Here is an 18,722-nt window from a genome sequence, read left to right on the forward strand (position 1 = left end):
GGCACTGCCATGCCTTCGCGCCATTGACAGCAGGCGTAAAAGACGCCACTTTCGAGACATTCCGAGGGGAGCATCTGACGATGCTGAGATGGCGCTGAGCCGGACCCTTGAACCTGATCCGGGTCATGCCGGCGTAGGAACGGAACAGTCTGCGCAGGCAATGCTTTTCTCTTCTCCGCTTGGCCCGGGTCTCTGCATCGAGACGTCTGGAGTGCTGAGAAAACCATGATCGATTTCCCCACGGCCCAAAAGGCGGGCGAGCTTTTAACGCGGGTGCGCGAGCGACGTCCGCGGGTGCACTGCCTGATGAATACCGTCGTCCAGAAATTCACGGCAGACGGTATAACCGCTGTCGGCGGCATTCCCTCCATGACGTCATCGCCGGAGGAGATCGAGGACTTCGTCCTCATGGTCGATGCGCTGACAATCAACCTTGGCACGCTGGACGAGGCACGCCGCAAGGTCATCCGGCAAGCAGTCGCCATTGCAAACGCCAAGGGCAAGCCCTGGATCATTGACCCTGTTCACTGCGATTATTCCCCATCCCGCCTAGCATTTGCCAGGGAGATGCTTGCGCTCGGCCCCGCAATCGTGCGCGGCAACCAAGCGGAAATGTCCGTGATCGGCGATGTCGCCAAGGCGCTGCGTATCCAGACCGGGCCGCAGGACCTGCTTCAGGACCAGAACAGGGCGGCAACCATCCACAACGGTCATCCCTGGATGGCGAAAGTCACCGGCACCGGCTGCCTCTCCGGCGGCGTCATTGCAGCATTCATGGCGGTTGAGACAGACCCGCTTCTGGCGGCCGCAGCCGCGCTGACCGTCACAGGCGTTTCTGCGGAAATTGCGGCACGGCATTCGCGTGGTCCGGGGACGTTCGAGGCGGCGTTTCTCGATGCCGTGAACGGACTGAGTACCGATGACATAGTTTCGCTTGCGAGGATTGAACGACATGAGAATTGATTACAGGCTGAACGCGCTGGTCGATAAATCGCTGGCCGATATCGCCCCCCTTCCGGAACTCGCAGCGGTGGCGGCGCGGCATGGGGCGACCATCATCCAGTACCGCGACAAGCACTCCTCGACCCGAGAGATGATCCAGCAGGCAGTTCTCATTCTGCAAGCTCTGCAAGGCACGGGCGTTCCGCTCGTCATCAATGACCGGGTCGACGTAGCGCTCGCGTCTGGCGCGGATGGCGTCCATCTGGGTGCCGATGACATGGACGCGGCAACGGCAAGGCGGCTGCTCGGGCCTGCTGCCATTATTGGCCTGACGGTCAAAAACATGGACGACGCCGAGCGCGCGGGCAACGCACCGGCAGACTATGCCTGTATCGGCGGCGTTTTCGATACCGTCTCGAAAGTAAACCCCGACGCTCCCGTTGGGCTGGAGGGCTTCAGGGAACTTCGGAACATTCTGAACAACATGCGGCCCGATATGCCGGTCGGCGCTATAGCAGGCATCACACTGGACAAAGTGCCCGCCCTCATCGCCGCAGGCGCAGACGGTGTGGCGGTTATTTCCGGGCTGTTTCGCGCCACCGATATTGCCGCCGCAGCCCGGGACTTCCGCCATCATGTGGATATTGCGCTGGAGGCACGCAGATGACAGTCATCGCACTGACAATTGCGGGCTCCGATAGCGGCGGAGGCGCGGGCATACAGGCCGACCTCAAGACATTCTCTGCCTTGGGCGTGTATGGCGCCAGCGTTTTGACCGCCATCACCGCACAAAACACCAGGGGCGTTACCGCCGTTGAAGACGTCTCGGCCGGAATGGTGCGGGCCCAGATGGACGCTGTATTCTCTGATCTCACGGTCGATGCCGTCAAGATCGGGATGGTCTCGCGCACCGAGACCATCGAATGCATCGCCGCAGGCCTGCAAGGCCGCAAAATGCCTGTGGTGTTGGACCCGGTGATGGTGGCGACATCTGGAGATCGCTTGCTGCAGGAAGATGCTGTCGAGGGTCTGCGGTCCATGCTGCTTCCCCTGGCGGTGCTGGCAACACCAAACCTGCCTGAGGCTGCTCTCTTGTGCGGAATGAAAATGGCCGCATCCCGCAATGAGGTTATCCAGCAGGCCGAAACAATCCTGAAGACCGGCGTCGGCGCAGTCCTGATCAAGGGCGGGCACGCCTCCGGCTCGGAGAGTATCGATATTCTCCTGGATTCGACGGGCGTTCAGGAATTCGCCATGCCCCGGCTCGAAACCCGAAACGACCACGGGACCGGCTGTACGTTGGCATCTGCCATCACGGCCAATCTGGCTCTGGGTTATCCCTTGGCCGACGCTATTGGTCTGGCAAAAGATTACCTCCAGGGGGCGTTGGCTGCGGGACGCACCTTGCGGGTAGGCGGCGGGCACGGCCCCGTGCATCATTTTTATCGCTGGTGGAGTGCCTGACTGCAGCTTGTCACACCCAAAGCGCGGTCGACCGTTCTCACGCTCTCGGCTTTGGGCTTGCCAAGGCGTTGCGAATGGCAAAACTGGAATGGATGCGGGATACTCCCGGCAGTTTCGACAGGATATCCTTGTGGACGCGCTCGAAATCCCCTGCGGTTTCAACTTCTACCCGCAGAAAGTAGTCCGATCCGCCAGTCATCAGATAGCATTCCCGGATTTCCGGGTAACGGCGAACGGCATTTTCGAAACGATTCAGGAAATCTTCCGTCTGCCGGTCAAGCGTGATCTGGACGATAACGGAGATGACATCGCCACCAGCCGCGCTTCCCGTCAGCGCGGTATAGCCGCGGATGACACCTTCCCGCTCGAGAATATCGACGCGGCGAAGGCAAGCAGACGGCGAAAGCCCGACTTCGGCGGCCAGTTTGGCATTGCTGATGCGGGCATTCAGCCGAAGCAGGCGGATGATGTGGCGATCGGTAGCGTCCAGAGAAGACATAAAGATATTCCGTTCTGCCGTTGAAAATTGCGTGCTGAGCCAATCATTCGAATAATCTGCACATCAAACTGCAAAAATTCGATGATTGTTGCAATAGACTTGTTCCCAATAATAAGGGAACGACGATGAATATGACGATCAATCGCCAGACGGTAAGTGGCGGTGCCAGCGGCTATCTGACGATAGACCTGGGCGCGCTTCGTGACAATTATCTCCTGTTGAAGGCAAAGGCACCCGCCTCGATAACGAGCGCCGTTGTGAAGGCGAATGCCTATGGTTTGGGCGCAGACATGGTCGCGCCCGTGCTTTACGACGCTGGCTGCCGTCATTTCTTCGTCGCCCATATGGATGAGGCAATCGCCCTGCGCCTTCGCCTTGCCGGTGATGCGCAAATCTTCGTTCTCAACGGATTACAGCCGGGCAACGAAACCTCCTGCACGGCGATGAACATTACGCCGGTTCTGAACTGCCTTGAGCAAATCGCGCAGTGGTCAGCCCATGCAGCTGCACTGCGACAGGTTCTCCCGGCGGCGATCCAGATCGACACAGGCATGTCGCGGCTTGGTCTGGCGCCCATTGAGCTAGATGCGCTGAAAGCAGAGCCGGCACGTCTTCGCGGCATCGCTATCAGCTATCTCATGAGCCATCTGGCCTGCGCTGATGAACCTGAAAGTCCGCTCAATGCATCGCAACTCGTCGTGATGCGCAAGGCATCGGACATGTTTCCCGGCACGCCGGTTTGCCTTGCAAACTCGGGCGGCATCTTCCTCGGTGCCGATTACCACAACGCGCTAATGCGCCCGGGTATCGCTCTTTACGGCGGCGCGCCTTCAACGTTGCGCCCCAACCCGATGAAACCGGTAGTTCGGCTGGATGTCGCAGTAATCCAGACGCGGACAGTCCCCACAGATACGCTTGTCGGATATGGCGGCACGTTCCGTGCGTCCGCTGAAACGCGGCTGGCTACGATTGCGGCGGGATATGCGGACGGTCTTCCCCGCTCTCTCAGCAATCGCGGAGCCGCCTATTTCAATAGCATCCGCCTGCCAATTGCCGGCCGTGTGTCCATGGACAGCATAAGCCTCGACATCACAGCCCTGCCTGCGGGAAGCCTGACCCATGGCAGCCTTGTGCAACTGATTGGACCCGACCAATCGCTTGAAGCGCTTGCCGAGGATGCCGGGACAATATCCTATGAGATTCTGACGGGCCTCGGCCAACGCTATCGCAGAACCTATATTCAGCCAGACAGAGCCGGTGTTACCGGCGAAACAAGCAACGCAGACGAGTGAGGCAGATATGAAAATCGTTATTCTCGGTGCCGGTGTCGTCGGCGTCACGTCCGCCTGGTATCTTGCAAAGGCGGGTCACTCGGTGACGGTGATAGACCGCCAGCCTGCTGCGGCACTTGAAACAAGCTTTGCCAATGCGGGAGAAGTATCCCCGGGCTACTCCTCGCCCTGGGCTGCCCCAGGCATTCCGATGAAAGCCATGAAGTGGCTTTTCATGGAACATGCCCCTCTTATCATTCGACCGACAGCGGACCCGGCTGCATGGCGCTGGATGGGCCAGATGCTGCGCAACTGTACATCCGCGCGCTATTCCGTCAACAAGAGCAGGATGGTGCGCATTGCCGAATATAGCCGCGATTGCCTGATGGCTCTGCGCGATGAAACCGGCATCCAGTACGACCAGCGGACGCAGGGCACGCTGGAGGTTTTCCGAACGCAGAAGCAGTTTGATGGCATTGCCAAGGACGTGGCGGTGCTGAAGGCTGGCGGCGTGGCTTACGAGATTCTGGATCGCGATGGTTGTGCCGCCGTGGAGCCCGGCCTTTCAGCATCCAGAGACAAGATCGTCGGCGGCCTGCGTCTGCCCGGTGACGAGACCGGCGACTGCTTCATGTTCACCACCGAACTGGCAAAGCTTGCCGAACAGGCCGGTGTGACATTCCTCTACGACACCGGCATTTTGCGGCCGATTACCGAAGGCAACCGCGTCAAGGCCATTGAGACGACGAAGGGCACTCTGGAGGCCGATACGTTTGTCGGGGCAATGGGAAGCTACACGCCACAATTCCTCAAGCCTCTCGGTATCGATCTGCCGGTTTACCCGGTCAAGGGCTATTCGATCACGGTACCGATCATCAATGCTGCGCGCGCACCGGTTTCAACCGTCATGGATGAAGCGCACAAGATCGCGATTACCCGCCTTGGCGACCGTATTCGCGTCGGGGGAATGGCAGAGATTGCGGGCTTTAGCAAAGACCTGCCAGCCAAGCGGCAGGCGACCTTGACCCATTCGATCGAGGATTTGTTCGGCGGTGCCGGCGACCAATCCCAGGCGAAATTCTGGTCTGGCCTTCGCCCGATGACGCCGGACGGCACGCCGGTTATCGGCCCCACGCGCTACACCAATCTCTATCTGAATACAGGCCATGGCACTCTTGGCTGGACAATGGCCTGCGGTTCTGCGCGGGTCCTCGCCGACATGGTGAGTGGTACCAGACCCGAGATCGAAACCGGGGATCTTGCGATCAGCAGATATGCCGCCTGACATTCGCACCCGTATCGGCGGCAACCGGCTGCCGATACACGTCACAAGGACAGCGCATCTTTAAGCGCCAGACCTTCCTTGTTGCGCAAGTCCAGGTCGGTTTCGATGTGATCGATGTGATGCAGCATCAAACGCTTTGCCTTTTCGGCATCGCCGCTCTCGAGAGCATCGAGAATGGCGGCGTGATCGCTATGCCCACAACTGGAAACGCCGGAGCGCCCATAGAGCGCGATGACCAGCGATGACCTGGCGACCAGCTCGGCCATGAATTTTTCAAGGATGGCGTTTCCAGCAACGGAGGCGAGCATCAGATGAAAATCGCCCGAGGCCTTGATCTCGGACCGGCGTGCGCTTGGCCCCCGTTCATGCTGATGGCGGGCTTCTTCCGTTAAATGAGCCCGCATCTCGGCAATCACATCTGCTGACAGCCGTTCGATTGCACTTTGGACGATTCCCGGCTCGATCAGCCTGCGGGATGCAAAGATCTGCCGCGCCTCTTCCGGAGTAGGATTGGACACGAAGGCGCCGCGATTTCGCTCCGTCTTGACCAGCCCCTCGAAGGCCAGCATCTGCAAGGCGGCGCGCACGACGGTTCGGCTGACATCGAACAGCGTGCCAACCTCGGCCTCGGACAATTTCGTTCCCGGGGCAAGCCGTCTGTCCACAATTGCATCGCGCAGCGTGTCGCGGATAGACTGGGCGCGACCTTCCTGAGTAGCGTCGGCGTCTGGCGTAATATCAGCTGTTGTCATTGTATCTTCCGGTGGTCCAGCCTTTGTACTCCCACCAACCAAGGCCTGCAAAGGCAAAAGTACCCAATCGCCAAAAATATTGGATACAATCGTGATGCATAATCGCTCACAATCGCTTCTTTTTTAATCAGCGCCACGAACGGGATGTTAACCAGGAAATCCACGCTCGAAAAATCGGATTGAATTACAGAAACTTACCCTGCGCTCCGCCAACTGGCACGTCTTATGCAAGGAGATGATCGACAGCAGGGGAAGATGCATGAGTAAAGCCGCCGAGATCGATATTGTCTCCGTCTCAAAAGTCTACGGAACCACCACCGCCGTCCACGGCATCAGCCTGAAGATACCGGCCGGTAGCTATTGCTGCCTGCTAGGCCCTTCCGGCTGCGGAAAGACCTCGACATTGCGCATGATTGCCGGTCACGAGACGATTTCGAGCGGTGACGTTCGGCTGGGCAATACCGTCGTTACCGATTTTCCACCGGCGCGCCGCGGGACAGCAATGATGTTTCAGTCCTACGCCCTGTTTCCGCATCTCGACCTCCTGGACAATGTCGCCTTCAGCCTGAAGATGAAAGGCGTGGACCGCGACACACGCCGGGCAAAGGCCTTGACCATGCTGCAACTGATGCAGTTGGAACCCTATGCCAACCGCAGACCCGCGCAGCTTTCCGGTGGCCAGCAGCAGCGTGTGGCCCTGGCACGTGCGCTCATTACCGATCCAGAAGCGCTGCTTCTGGACGAGCCACTCTCCGCGCTTGATCCCTTTCTGAAGATACGGATGCGCGCGGAGTTAAAAAAGCTCCAGACGACGCTCGGCATTACCTTCGTTCACGTGACGCACAGCCAGGAAGAGGCAATGGCGCTCGCCGACATCATCGTCATCATGAATGACGGGCGCATCGAACAGGCGGCAACGCCACGTGACGTGTTCGAGCGTCCGGCGACGGGCTTCGTCGCCCGCTTCATGGGCCACCACAACGTCATTTCCGGGCGGGTGAGCGCGCAATATGGCGAATTGATCACCATTGACGTTCCCGCAGGCGGCTCCTTCACCGCCACAGGCGAGCCCATGCAGGACGGTCTCGTCGATATCGCAATCCGCACCGACCGCGTTCGCATCGGCGAAGCTGAGGAACCCGGATATGGCTTCACCGGTATCGTTTCCAATGTCGAATATCACGGGGCGACGGTCAAAATCACCGTCGCAGGCGCGGGCTTTGAGGACTTCAACGTCATTCTCAGCGACGTCGCTTTCTTTGCAAGCCCCATCAAGATCGGTGAAGCAATTCCACTGTCATGGAATGCGGCAGATGCCATCGTGCTCGGCCGAATAGAAAAATGACCAAAAAACAACCAGAGGAGAACTCATCATGTCGATAACATCCAATTCGAAAAAAGGTCTTTCGCGTCGCGGTCTTCTCAAGGCTGGCGCTGCAGCAACCGGTGCCGCCATCGGCTCTGGCCTGATTACAGGCTTCCCGACCATCTGGGCCCAGAACCCGATCACGCTGCGTCAGTTCGGCACCGGTGTTTCGAACCTCAATGCCATCGCTGAAAAATGTAAGGCCGACCTCGGCATCACGCTTGAAATGACGGCGACCGATTCCGACGCGGCTGCGCAACGCGCCGTCACCCAGCCAAACTCCTACGACATCGCAGACATCGAATACTGGATCTTGAAGAAGGTCTATCCGGCAGGCGTCATCCAGCCGATGGAAATCAAGAAGCTGAAATATTATGACAAGATCGTGCCGCTGTTCAAAACCGGCAAGCTGACACCCGACAGTGTCATCGCCCAGGGAACAGCGCCCCATACTGTCGGTTTCGTTGAAAAGCAGGGCGACAAGAAATTCGCCAAGGGCGAGACCGATTATTTCACCATGGTCCCGACCATCTACAATGCCGATACGCTCGGCATCCGGCCTGACCTGGTTGGCCGCGAGATCAGCAGCTGGGCCGATATCATGGACCCGAAGTTCAAGGGCAAGGCGTCCATCCTCAATATTCCTTCGATTGGCATCATGGATGCAGCCATGATCATGGAAGCGATGGGCAACATCAAATATGCCGACAAGGGCAACATGACCAAGGAAGAGATCGACAAGACGATCGACTTCCTCATCAAGGCCAAGAAGGACGGTCAGTTCCGCGCCTTCTGGAAGAGCTTCGACGAGAGCGTCAACCTTATGGCATCTGGCGAAGTCGTCATCCAGTCCATGTGGTCGCCCGCCGTGGCTGCCGTGCGCTCCAAGGGCATTGCCTGCAAATACCAGCCGCTCAAGGAAGGCTATCGTTCATGGGGCGGCGGTCTGGGTCTTGCCAAGCATCTCTCGGGCGCAAAGCTCGATGCGGCCTATGAATACATCAACTGGTACACGTCCGGCTGGGTCGGCGCCTATCTCAACCGCCAGGGCTACTACTCTGCCGCCATGGACACCGCGAAGGAACACATGACTGCGGATGAATGGGGCTATTGGGTCGAGGGCAAGGCCGCTCAGGGCGACATCATCGCACCAGACGGCAAGGTCATGGAAAAGGCCGGCGCAGTCCGCGACGGCGGCTCCTTCCAGGAGCGCATGGGCAAGGTCGCGTGCTGGAACTCCGTGATGGACGAAGACCGCTACATGGTTCGCCGCTGGAACGAGTTCATCGCCGCCTGAGCCTGAACATCATACCTCAAGCGACCGCCAGCTGAAAGCTGGCGGCGCTGCCCCCTTAGCCACGAAAGGCCTCATCATGGTGACCGTGCGATTGATCGGCGTCAGCGACAAGACGGACAAGAAAAGCCGCAGCTTTGCACTGCCGGAAAAGCTGGTCGCCTATCTGCAGGCAGCACCGCTGGCCGTCATACTCGGCTTCTTTCTCGCCCTGCCGATCCTCATGATCGCCACTGTCAGCTTCTGGGACTACGACTTCGCCCAGATGTATCCGGGCTTCGTCACCTTCAACTACACCGAAACTCTCGGCTCCTGGGTGACCTGGCAGACATACCTCAACACGCTGAAATTCGCGGCGATCGTCTGGGCAATCACCCTGTTTTGCGGCTTCTGGGTTGCCTATTTCCTGACATTCCACATCAGAACCACCACCATGCAGATGGTGCTCTTTCTGATCTGCACCGTGCCCTTTCTGACCTCCAACATCATCAGAATGATATCCTGGATACCGGTTCTGGGTCGAAACGGGCTGGTCAACAGCGCGCTTGTCGGCACGGGCATCGTTCCGGCTCCGGTGGAATGGCTGCTCTATTCCGATTTTGCCGTCGTGCTTGCCATGGTTCATCTCTATACGCTGTTCATGGTAACCCCGATCTTCAACACGTTGATGCGCATCGACAAATCGCTGGTGGAAGCCGCGCGGGATGCCGGCGCCACAAGCTGGCAGATCCTTTGGAATGTCATCATTCCCCTGGCAAAGCCCGGAATGGCCATCGGCACGATTTTTGTCGTCACACTGGTCATGGCCGATTTCTCCACGGTTCAGGTCATGTCCGGTGGCCAGAGCGCTTCGGTTGCGCTGATGATGAAGAACCAGATGTCGCTGCTGCAATATCCCGCAGCCGCTGCCAATGCCGTCATCCTGCTCGCCCTCGTGCTGCTGATGGTGGCTGGAATTCTACGCGTCGTCGATATCAGGAAGGAGCTCTAGGATGTATTCGGAAAAACGCGGTCGCGAATTCTATGTGCTTTCCTTCTTCTTTGCGCTCTTCGTGCTGTTTTTATACGGCCCGCTCTCGGCCATTCTGATACTGGCCTTTCAGGGACCGAATGGCGGGCTGACCTTTCCGCTGAACGGCATCTCGCTGCACTGGTTCAGAAACCTCTTCGAGCAACAGGCGGTTGGCGATTTTGGCGGATCGTTCCGGCGCTCGCTGTTTCTGGGCGTTATGGTGATGGTCTCTACCGTGCTTGTCTCGCTTCTTGCGGGTCTCGCATTTCGCCGAAAATTCGTTGGCGCGACATCGCTGTTCTATCTCTCCGTCGCCAGTCTCGTCGTTCCCTCCATCATCATCTCGCTGGGCATCGGCGTCCTCTTTCAGCAATTGGGGCTTGAACCGTCCTGGTACAGCTCCGCCTTCGGCGCGCACATGACATGGACATTGCCTTTCGGGGTGTTGATCATGCTTGCCGTCTTCAACCGCTTCTCTCCATCCTATGAAGAGGCGGCACGCGATCTTGGCGCGACGCCCTGGCAGACATTTACCAATGTCGTTTTACCCATGATTGCGCCAAGCCTCATCGGCATCGGTCTTTTCGGCTTTACGCTGTCCTATGACGAGTTTGCGCGCACGCTGATGACATCAGGCACCTACAACACCCTGCCGCTCGAAATCTACGGAATGACGACCAACGTCACGACGCCGGTTCTCTACGCGCTGGGCGCGGTCACCACATTTTTCTCGTTTCTGGTGATTGCGGCCACGCTCGGCCTCATCGTTTATCTGAACCGACGCCAACTGAAAGCCTGAACACAGCATCATGCGCATTCTCATCGTCAATCCCAACACCACCGCATCCATGACCGCAACGATTGCATCTGCTGCAAGCGGAGTGGCTGCACGCGAAACGGAAATCGTGGCCGTGACATCGCAGATGGGGCCTGTCTCAATAGAGGGTTACTACGACGAGGTTTTTGCCGTGCCGGGTCTGTTGGTGGAAATCGCCAAGGGGGAAAAGGCAGGTGCGGACGGCGCCATCATTGCCTGTTTTGACGATACGGGGCTGGATGCGGCAAGAGCACTTGCGACCATTCCGGTGATCGGCATCTGCGAAGCGGCGGTTGCCACCGCCTCCTTCATCGCCCAGCGGTTCGCCATTGTGACCACCATGGAACGGTCCCGCCTGCCTATCGAACATCTCGTTCATCGCTACGGAATGAGCAGCCGCGCGACCGTTCGTGCTGCCAATATTCCGGTCCTGTCGCTTGAAGACCCCATGTCTGACGCGCTTGAAAAATTGCGCCGGGAGATTGACGCCGCCGTCAGCAAGAATGGCGCAGAGGCCATCATTCTGGGTTGCGCAGGCATGGCTGACCTTGCATCACGCCTTTCCGAAGAGTTCCGTGTGCCCGTCATCGATGGGGTAAGTGCCGCGGTCAAACACTTAGAAGGGCTGGTTACACTGGGTCTGAAAACAGCCAAACAGGGCGCCTATGCCGCGCCGCTGCACAAGCCATACGGCGGAATGTTGAGTATGTTTTCACCCACGGAAATCAGCGACCACTGAGGCGTAAGCAATGCAGACATGGGTACGCCTTCACGCCACAGCAGCGCCATAATTCATTCAGCAGCCGTTCAGCCACATATCGCTAATTCTTAACCATCAGATAATCACTGGCACGCAGTTGCCGCTTTGATGGAAAACGAACATGGCCTCTTTTGCAGCAAAAACGCTTCTGGCTCTTGCAGTGTCTGCAACCGTCATCGCTCCCTTGAACTCCGCATCCGCCGGTGACTGGCGCCGTCATGACCGTGACGCTGCGCTTCTGGGCGGCGTGCTGGGTCTTGCAGCCGGTGTGGCTGTCGGTTCCGCACTGGCCCAGCCCCGCTACTCGGAAGAGCGCGTCTACGACGAGCCGCCGGTGCGCCGCTATCCCGCCTATCAGCCGAGCTACACCTACAGCGAACCCGACGACAACTACTATTACCGCCAGGCGCCGCGCCCGGTTTATAGAGCCCAGCCGGTTTACGATACCCGCCCGGCCTATCAGCCGCGCCGCACCTATCGCACCATCGAGCCTTGGACATCCACATGGTATGACTATTGCTCGCAGCGCTACGGCAGCTTCAACCCGCGTACCGGCACGTATCTCGGTTACGATGGCCAGAACCACTTCTGCGTTGCAGGCTGACCGTTCCGATAGACAAAGACGCCGCGTTGCCTATGCGCCCTTCTGGACATAGTCGGCGCGGCTGATGTTATGGCGCTGCAGCTTGTCATAGAATGTCTTGCGAGCAATGCCGAGGGCGGCAATCGTTTCAGCAACATCGCCGTCGCACTTCTCCAAAGCTTCCCTGATAATGGAGGCCTCCTCGCGGTCCAGTCTTTCAGACAGCGTGCCTGATGCTGCGTCACGCGATGCCGCTGGGGCCGCCGGCTGAGCCGTGGCTTCCAGCCCCAGAACCACCCGTTCTGCGAAATGGCCCAGTTCCCGGACATTTCCCGGCCAGTCATGGTCATTAAGATGCCGCGACATGGCAGCGGTGATTGCCGGAACCGGCAGTCCGAAACGATCCGAAGCTTTCTTCGCAAAATGGGAGAACAGCAACGGTATATCGGCTCGACGCTCTCGAAGCGGCGGAATCGACAAGGTCACGACGTTTAGGCGGTAATAAAGGTCATCTCGAAAATCGCCCCTTTGCTGGGCGTCGCCAAGGTCCACCTTGGCTGCGGCGACGACACGAATATCGACTGGCCTCTCCTCATTGGAGCCGACAGGTGAGACCTGCCGCATTTCCAGCACGCGCAGCATCCGCACCTGCACCCCCGGCGGCATACTTTCGATTTCGTCCAGAAACAACGTACCGCCACTGGAGTGTTCGATCCGACCGATCCGCTTCTTCTGCGCACCGGTAAAAGCGCCCGCTTCGTGGCCGAACAATTCGCTCTCGATGACCGTTTCCGGGAGTGCGCCGCAATTCAGCGCGACAAAATTGCCCTTCGAGCGTCGTTTGCTCCATTTGTGGAGCGCTGTGGCAACCACTTCCTTGCCGCTTCCCGTTTCACCGGCCACCAGCACATCGACGTCCGTATCCGCGATATGGCGCAGCGTATTGCGAAGCCGTTCCATTGCCGGTGTCTGGCCTATCAATGGCAGATCGTCCTCTGCCTGATGCGCGGCCAGCCTCAATGCCCGGTTCTCCATGATCAGCCGACGCTTTTCCAACGCTCTGCGTGCGCTTTCCACCATCCGTTCGGCGGGAAACGGCTTGGAAATGAAATCATACGCGCCATTGTGGAGAGCGGCGACCGCCATGGGCACATCGCCATGGCCTGTAATGAGGATGACCGGAAGGTCCGGATCGATCTGCCGCACGCGATCAAAGAATTGCAGGCCGTCCATGCCGGGCATTCGGACATCCGTTATCACGACACCATCGAAATCTTCAGACAGCGCCTCCAAAGCCTGCTCGGCCTTCGGGTATGGCACAACCGCTATGCCTGCCAGTTCGAGCGTCTGGCGCATGGCCTTGCGCAGCTGAGAATCGTCATCGACCAGATATACCGTACCGCCCATCGTCATCTTACGCCCGCTTCAAATAAACAGAAAAACACGTGCCGGTCTCACCGGTCTCGACGTCGATCCGGCCTCCATAATCCGAGGCAATGTCTCGGGAAATGACAAGACCGAGACCCAACCCTCCCTCTTTTGAGGTATTGAAAGGGGAAAACAGCTGCTCGCGTATGTCCGACGAAATGCCGGGGCCGTTGTCCGCTATAACAAGGGCAATCTCATCGCCAGCCTCATCGACCCGCACAGACACCCTTCCATCCGGCTTGTCCTCAATCGCTTCAAGCGCGTTTTGCAGAAGATTGATGACGATCTGCTCCAGCCGGATCCGGCTTCCGAGCACCATGAGACCATCTTGAGGAAGGGTAATTTCCAGTGCTTCCAGACGACCGGCAAAGCGGCTGCGCAGCAGAACCACCGCACCCTCCATGACGAGGCGCATACTGACGGGCTCTGCAGCGGTGCGTCCTTTTCGCGCCAATATCTTGAGATCGCTGGTTATGACGCCGATGCGCTCCGTCAGCGAAGCAATGCTTTCAAGGTTTTCATCGACCTCCTGCGCGCGGTCACGTTTGAGAAAGACGCGTGCGTTATCGGCAAAGGCGCGAATGGTCGCCACAGGCTGGTTGATTTCATGCGCGACACCGGCTGCCACCTGCCCTAAAATCGAAAGGCGATTGGCTTTCACCAACTCGTGCTGGACGCTTTGCAGCTCCTTGGCGGTCTGTTCGTGGCCGATAATTTCAGATTGCAGCCGGTCTCGCGCCATTGTCAGATCGATTGTCCGCTCTTGCACGCGTCTTTCCAGCTCGGCACGATCACGTTCATCCGCCGCACGCTGCTCGGCTCCTTTTTGCCTGCGACGCAACCAGATGGCTGATATCGCAAGAAGAGGCATGAGGCTCGCCGCAGCTATAATGCGATTTTCCCGGATCGCGGCATTCATGGTAGCGGCCACCGGTTGAAGATAGTGCAGCGACCACTGCGTTGTCGGCACGGGAAGTTCCAGACGCAGGAACTCTCCCTTGAGTGAAGACGGCGCGTTGACCGTGACCATAGCGACCTGCGGTCCGGGTGTCGAAACCGTCGTCACAGGCATGAGAGAAAGCTTTTCGTCGCCGAATTGCAGACTTTCAGCGATCTTACTTCGCTGCGCTTCATTGATCGGCGCTACCGTCTTGAACCGCCATTCCGGGATGCTCGTCATCAGGACAACGCCGTTATCGTCAACGATGTAGACCGGGCGACCGCCAATATTCCAGTCTGTCTCAAGCCGGTTGAATTCCACTTTGGCAATGACGACGCCAAGCGGCTTGCCATCTGTGCCATCGACACGCCGCGAGATATAAAGGCCCGGTCTGCGGCTGACATTGCCGAGCGCATAGTGCTCTGCCCTGCCCGTTTCCAAGGCGCGTTTGAAATAATCTCGAAACGCATAATTGGAGCCGACGAAGCTTTCCGGCGTGCGCCAGTTGCTCGACGCAATCGTTACGCCATCGATATTGGCGACATAGATGACCGAAGCCTGCGTGCCTTCAATCAGCCCCTCAAGCTTCTGGTCGAGCCGCTCGACCGACGCGCCGCCATTCTCCAGCGCATCGGTGATGTCCCGATCCCGAGACAGAACCAATGGCAGAACCCTGGGACGCTCAAGGGCAACATTGAGAAGCGCGGATTTCAGCTGGCCATCGGTACTTGCTGTCACCAGCAGGCTCTTCATCGCCTGAATTCGGCCGAGCTTGTCTGCGGCGATAAACGCACCGAGCGCGATTATCACCCACATCACCATGAAAGCGACCCATCGCGACCGCGCATTTTCGAAGTTTTTTGCCATCCGCACCACATCCAACGCTGACTATATTGTGCGGATTTCCACACAAACAGCAAGACAAAACGAGCGGCAAACCACACATCAATGCTTGTCACGACATACACGCTGAAAATATTTCTAGCATTTTCATAGGGTTGCAGAATGTGACGGATCTTGGCACGCCTCTTGCAAAATGACTGGCAGACGGTCGCAGGGCCGTGAACCAAGGACGGCGGACCCGGGAGGCCAATACGGCAGGGTTGTGACCGAGGAGGAACCAACATGATTGACAGCACCCCCGTGGCAACCAGCCACGTCAAATTGCCATTTTACCGGCACCTCTATTTTCAAGTTATCGTCGCCATTCTGGCCGGTATTGCACTCGGGCATTTCTATCCGGCTCTCGGCGAGCAGCTGAAACCGCTTGGCGACGGCTTCATTCGCCTGGTCAAAATGATCATCGCGCCCGTCATCTTCCTTACTGTCGCTACCGGCATTGCCGGCATGAACGACATGAAGAAGGTAGGGCGTGTTGCCGGCAAGGCAATGATCTACTTCCTGACATTCTCGACCCTCGCACTGATCGTCGGCATGATCGTCGCCAATGTCATCCAGCCGGGCGCTGGCATGAACATCGACCCCGCGACGCTCGACGGCAAGGCGGTTGCGACCTATGCCGCCAAGGCGCATGAGCAGAGCATCACCGGCTTCCTGATGAACATCATCCCGACGACGATTGTCGGCGCCTTCGCGGAGGGTGATATTCTACAGGTCCTGTTCTTCTCGGTTCTGTTCGGTATTTCGCTGGGCATCGTCGGAGATCGCGGCAAGCCGGTCGTCGATTTCATGCACGCGCTGATGTATCCGATCTTCAAGCTGGTCGCGATCCTCATGAAAGCCGCACCGATCGGCGCTTTCGGAGCCATGGCTTTCACCATCGGCAAATATGGCATCTCATCAGTCACCAACCTCGCGATGCTGATCGGCACTTTCTACCTGACCTCGCTGATCTTCGTGCTGGTCGTTCTGGGCGCGGTTTGCCGCTATAACGGCTTCTCGATCCTGGCGCTGATCCGCTACATCAAGGAAGAGCTTCTGCTCGTTCTGGGCACATCGTCTTCGGAAGCCGCACTGCCGGGCCTGATGAGCAAGATGGAAAAGGCGGGCTGCAAACGCTCTGTCGTTGGCCTCGTTATCCCCACAGGCTATTCCTTCAACCTTGACGGCACCAACATCTACATGACGCTTGCTGCCCTGTTCATTGCACAGGCAACGGGCATCCATCTGTCCTTCGGTGAGCAGGTTCTGCTGCTTCTCGTCGCGATGCTCAGCTCCAAGGGTGCCGCCGGTATCACGGGCGCAGGCTTCATCACGCTTGCCGCAACGCTCTCTGTCGTTCCGTCTGTTCCAGTTGCTGGCATGGCGCTGATCCTCGGCATCGACCGCTTTATGTCGGAATGCCGTGCGCTTACCAACTTCGTTGGCAATGCGGTTGCGACAATCGTCGTTGCCCGTTGGGAAGGCGAACTTGACGAGGCGCAGTTGGCCCTCGTCCTGAGCGGCGAAGATGTGCCAAGCATCGGCGAAGTCAAAACTGCTTCTGCAGCGCAGCCTGCCGAATAGCACAATTGTCCAGATGAATGCGCGGCCCGCCCGAATTTTCGGCGCGGGCCGTTTGCGTTTCTAGCTCTAATTGATGACCCTGCCTAACCAGAAGGGTATATTTGAAGAAGGATATTTCCGCCTAGAATGAAGCCTCCCAAAGGGCAGTCAATCGTATTGGGAGGGGGCCATGCATATCGACGTCATCAACACCCGCGCGGGCTTTGACGCGCTGCGGGACAACTGGGACCAGGTGTTCATGGCGGACCCGCATGCCCAGCACTTCCTGTCCTTCACCTGGTTGAAGGCCTATCTCTGGCGGCGAGGTCGATGGTTCATTCTTGCGCTGAGAGAGAAAGCTGAGGGCTCTGCCTATGTCGCGTTCTTTCCGCTTCGAGTGATTACCCAGCAGGACAAGAAGACTGGCCGCTTCTTCGATGAAATCATCATGGCTGGCAATTTCGCTGCCGACTATACCGGGTTCATCACGCTGCCGGCATATGAGCATCACGCGGTGGCCGGGTTTTGCGCCTTTCTCAAGCAGCAAAGCTGGACGCATTTGAAGCTTGAATATATGTGCGGCCCCCTTTCCCGGCGCGACGCGATGATAAGGGCGCTCCAGGGACCGCAGGTCATGTTTCGCGACAGCACGCCGAAGAGCCTGAACGATATCAACAATTGCGTCTGCCCGGTGGTGACGCTGCCTGCAAGTTTCGATGAGTATCTGGAAACCAGCATGAGCAGCCAGACGCGGCAGAAGTTGCGGCGGTTTCTGCGAAAGGTGGAAAGTGACCCGGGCTACCGCATTTCCTTTGCCACGCATGAAACGATCGGGCGTGACATGGATATCCTCTTTAAGTTCTGGCGCGCAAAATGGGCTCCCTACAAGGGAAAGGACCGTGCCGAGAAGATCATCGTTTCAACCCGTGACATGCTGATGGATTGTTTCAGGGATGGGACGCTGGAAGTACCCGTCCTCTGGTACGAAGACAGACCGCTTGGCGCACTTGCAAACATCATCGACAAAAGCAAAGGCGTGGTGCTTTTCTATATCACGGGCCGGGACGAGACATGGACGACACCATCGCCCGGGCTTGTCCTGCATGGCTTCTGCATCCGGCGCGCAATCGAAATGGGCTTTCGCGAGTATGACTTCCTGCGGGGAAATGAGCCCTACAAATACATGTTCGGGCCGTGGGAAAGACCTATCAGCTGCACCCAGTTCAGATCCCGCTCCGGCGAGAACCTCAACGGCAGGCTCCATCCGTTCAGCATCCGCTTTGTCTATGAACAGGCGTTGAAGTTCTACAAGGCCGGTGAAAAGGCCAAGTCGGAAGTTGCCTTCCGGCAGGTTTTGGAAACGGTGCCTGACCACCGGGGCGCGGAATTTGGTCTTGCCAATCTTCTCTTCGAAAAGGGAGAGTTTCACGAAGCGGAAGTGTCCTATCTCGCCATCAGCAGGGCAGTCGAAGACCCCGTCCCCGCCTTGCTGCGCCTGGGGGAAACGCGCCTTGCGCAAAAGGATTTTCCAGGCGCTATCAGGGCGTTTCAGGATGTCACGAGCCGCGCACCGTTTCACCACGAGGCGCTTTACAAATGTGGCATTGCGCTTGTTGCAGCGGGGCGGAGAAACGAAGCTGCAGCGATTTTCGAGAAGCTGCAGAACTTTCATTCTGACGACGCTGCCAATATGCACTATGCCGAGAAAGCAAAGTCAGCGCTTTCACGTCTCCGGGCTTTCGTCGCCCCACCCTCAATCCTCGCGGGATCCGTCGTTCTTGCGGGGACCGACAGCGACCAGCCTCGACACTGGCATCCGCCGAGGGTTTTGCACTGACGGCTTGAAAGGGCATCAGGCCGTTCT

The 18,722-nt window shown here is 58.1% G+C and carries 17 protein-coding genes and 1 riboswitch; of the genes, 13 read left to right on the plus strand and 4 right to left on the minus strand.

The window, feature by feature from the left end; genetic code table 11:
- Positions 1–54: 54 nt before the first annotated feature.
- A riboswitch (TPP riboswitch) is annotated at positions 55–157 on the plus strand.
- 68 nt (positions 158–225) lie between these two features.
- From ASF69_RS05100 to thiD, 3 genes are read left to right on the plus strand one after another with little or no spacing between them, the layout of a single operon-like run.
- On the plus strand, positions 226–963 hold the full coding sequence (locus ASF69_RS05100; protein ID WP_062585994.1) for a hydroxyethylthiazole kinase: 738 nt from the start codon (positions 226–228) through the stop codon (positions 961–963).
- The gene (gene thiE, locus ASF69_RS05105) at positions 944–1,609 is read left to right on the plus strand and encodes a thiamine phosphate synthase (RefSeq protein ID WP_062585996.1); all 666 of its coding nucleotides are present in this window, start codon (positions 944–946) and stop codon (positions 1,607–1,609) included. The genes ASF69_RS05100 and thiE overlap by 20 nt, the downstream gene beginning before the upstream one ends.
- Positions 1,606–2,406 carry a bifunctional hydroxymethylpyrimidine kinase/phosphomethylpyrimidine kinase gene (gene thiD / locus ASF69_RS05110; protein WP_062585997.1) on the plus strand — a complete coding sequence of 267 codons (801 nt, stop codon included), beginning with the start codon at positions 1,606–1,608 and terminating at the stop codon, positions 2,404–2,406. The genes thiE and thiD overlap by 4 nt, the downstream gene beginning before the upstream one ends.
- 37 nt (positions 2,407–2,443) lie before the next feature.
- Here the strand turns inward: thiD and ASF69_RS05115 are convergent, their stop codons facing one another.
- Positions 2,444–2,905: an Lrp/AsnC family transcriptional regulator gene (locus tag ASF69_RS05115; protein WP_062586000.1), complete on the minus strand. Its 462-nt coding sequence runs from the start codon at positions 2,903–2,905 to the stop codon at positions 2,444–2,446.
- A gap of 125 nt (positions 2,906–3,030) precedes the next feature.
- On the opposite strand from ASF69_RS05115, the gene alr reads away from it, so the two are divergent.
- Together alr and ASF69_RS05125 are read left to right on the plus strand one after the other, a co-directional pair.
- The gene (gene alr, locus ASF69_RS05120) at positions 3,031–4,197 is read left to right on the plus strand and encodes an alanine racemase (protein WP_062586002.1); all 1,167 of its coding nucleotides are present in this window, start codon (positions 3,031–3,033) and stop codon (positions 4,195–4,197) included.
- 7 nt (positions 4,198–4,204) lie between these two features.
- Positions 4,205–5,461 (plus strand): D-amino acid dehydrogenase, encoded by a 1,257-nt coding sequence (locus ASF69_RS05125; RefSeq protein WP_062586004.1) that lies wholly within the window; start codon positions 4,205–4,207, stop codon positions 5,459–5,461.
- Positions 5,462–5,502: 41 nt separating this feature from the next.
- Here ASF69_RS05125 and ASF69_RS05130 read toward each other — a convergent pair whose 3' ends face one another.
- Positions 5,503–6,213 carry a GntR family transcriptional regulator gene (locus ASF69_RS05130; protein WP_062586006.1) on the minus strand — a complete coding sequence of 237 codons (711 nt, stop codon included), beginning with the start codon at positions 6,211–6,213 and terminating at the stop codon, positions 5,503–5,505.
- Positions 6,214–6,472: 259 nt separating this feature from the next.
- Between ASF69_RS05130 and ASF69_RS05135 the strand changes: the two genes are divergently transcribed.
- The 6 genes from ASF69_RS05135 to ASF69_RS05160 all read left to right on the plus strand — a co-directional run bounded on the left by ASF69_RS05135 (position 6,473) and on the right by ASF69_RS05160 (position 12,066).
- Positions 6,473–7,558: an ABC transporter ATP-binding protein gene (locus ASF69_RS05135; RefSeq protein ID WP_062586008.1), complete on the plus strand. Its 1,086-nt coding sequence runs from the start codon at positions 6,473–6,475 to the stop codon at positions 7,556–7,558.
- Positions 7,559–7,586: 28 nt separating this feature from the next.
- Positions 7,587–8,876 (plus strand): PotD/PotF family extracellular solute-binding protein, encoded by a 1,290-nt coding sequence (locus ASF69_RS05140; protein WP_062586010.1) that lies wholly within the window; start codon positions 7,587–7,589, stop codon positions 8,874–8,876.
- Between the two features lie 76 nt (positions 8,877–8,952).
- Positions 8,953–9,864, plus strand: a complete 912-nt coding sequence (locus tag ASF69_RS05145; protein WP_062586012.1) for an ABC transporter permease — start codon at positions 8,953–8,955, stop codon at positions 9,862–9,864.
- Between the two features lies 1 nt (position 9,865).
- Positions 9,866–10,684 (plus strand): ABC transporter permease, encoded by an 819-nt coding sequence (locus ASF69_RS05150; protein WP_062586014.1) that lies wholly within the window; start codon positions 9,866–9,868, stop codon positions 10,682–10,684.
- Between the two features lie 10 nt (positions 10,685–10,694).
- Entirely contained in the window at positions 10,695–11,441 is a 747-nt protein-coding gene (locus ASF69_RS05155; RefSeq protein WP_062586015.1) for an aspartate/glutamate racemase family protein, read from the plus strand.
- A gap of 142 nt (positions 11,442–11,583) precedes the next feature.
- Entirely contained in the window at positions 11,584–12,066 is a 483-nt protein-coding gene (locus tag ASF69_RS05160; protein WP_062586018.1) for a BA14K family protein, read from the plus strand.
- A gap of 30 nt (positions 12,067–12,096) precedes the next feature.
- Here the strand turns inward: ASF69_RS05160 and ASF69_RS05165 are convergent, their stop codons facing one another.
- Positions 12,097–13,458 (minus strand): sigma-54 dependent transcriptional regulator, encoded by a 1,362-nt coding sequence (locus tag ASF69_RS05165; RefSeq protein WP_062586021.1) that lies wholly within the window; start codon positions 13,456–13,458, stop codon positions 12,097–12,099.
- Position 13,459: 1 nt separating this feature from the next.
- On the minus strand, positions 13,460–15,280 hold the full coding sequence (locus tag ASF69_RS05170) for an ATP-binding protein (RefSeq protein ID WP_062586022.1): 1,821 nt from the start codon (positions 15,278–15,280) through the stop codon (positions 13,460–13,462).
- A 258-nt stretch (positions 15,281–15,538) separates the two neighbouring features.
- Between ASF69_RS05170 and ASF69_RS05175 the strand changes: the two genes are divergently transcribed.
- Both ASF69_RS05175 and ASF69_RS05180 read left to right on the plus strand, forming a co-directional pair.
- The gene (locus tag ASF69_RS05175; protein WP_062586025.1) at positions 15,539–16,879 is read left to right on the plus strand and encodes a dicarboxylate/amino acid:cation symporter; all 1,341 of its coding nucleotides are present in this window, start codon (positions 15,539–15,541) and stop codon (positions 16,877–16,879) included.
- A 169-nt stretch (positions 16,880–17,048) separates the two neighbouring features.
- Complete coding sequence (locus ASF69_RS05180) at positions 17,049–18,695, plus strand: GNAT family N-acetyltransferase (protein ID WP_062586027.1); 1,647 nt, start codon at positions 17,049–17,051, stop codon at positions 18,693–18,695.
- Positions 18,696–18,722: the final 27 nt, after the last annotated feature.

It is taken from the genome of Rhizobium sp. Leaf311 (assembly GCF_001423445.1).
In the GTDB taxonomy this organism is placed as follows: Bacteria; Pseudomonadota; Alphaproteobacteria; order Rhizobiales; family Rhizobiaceae; genus Agrobacterium.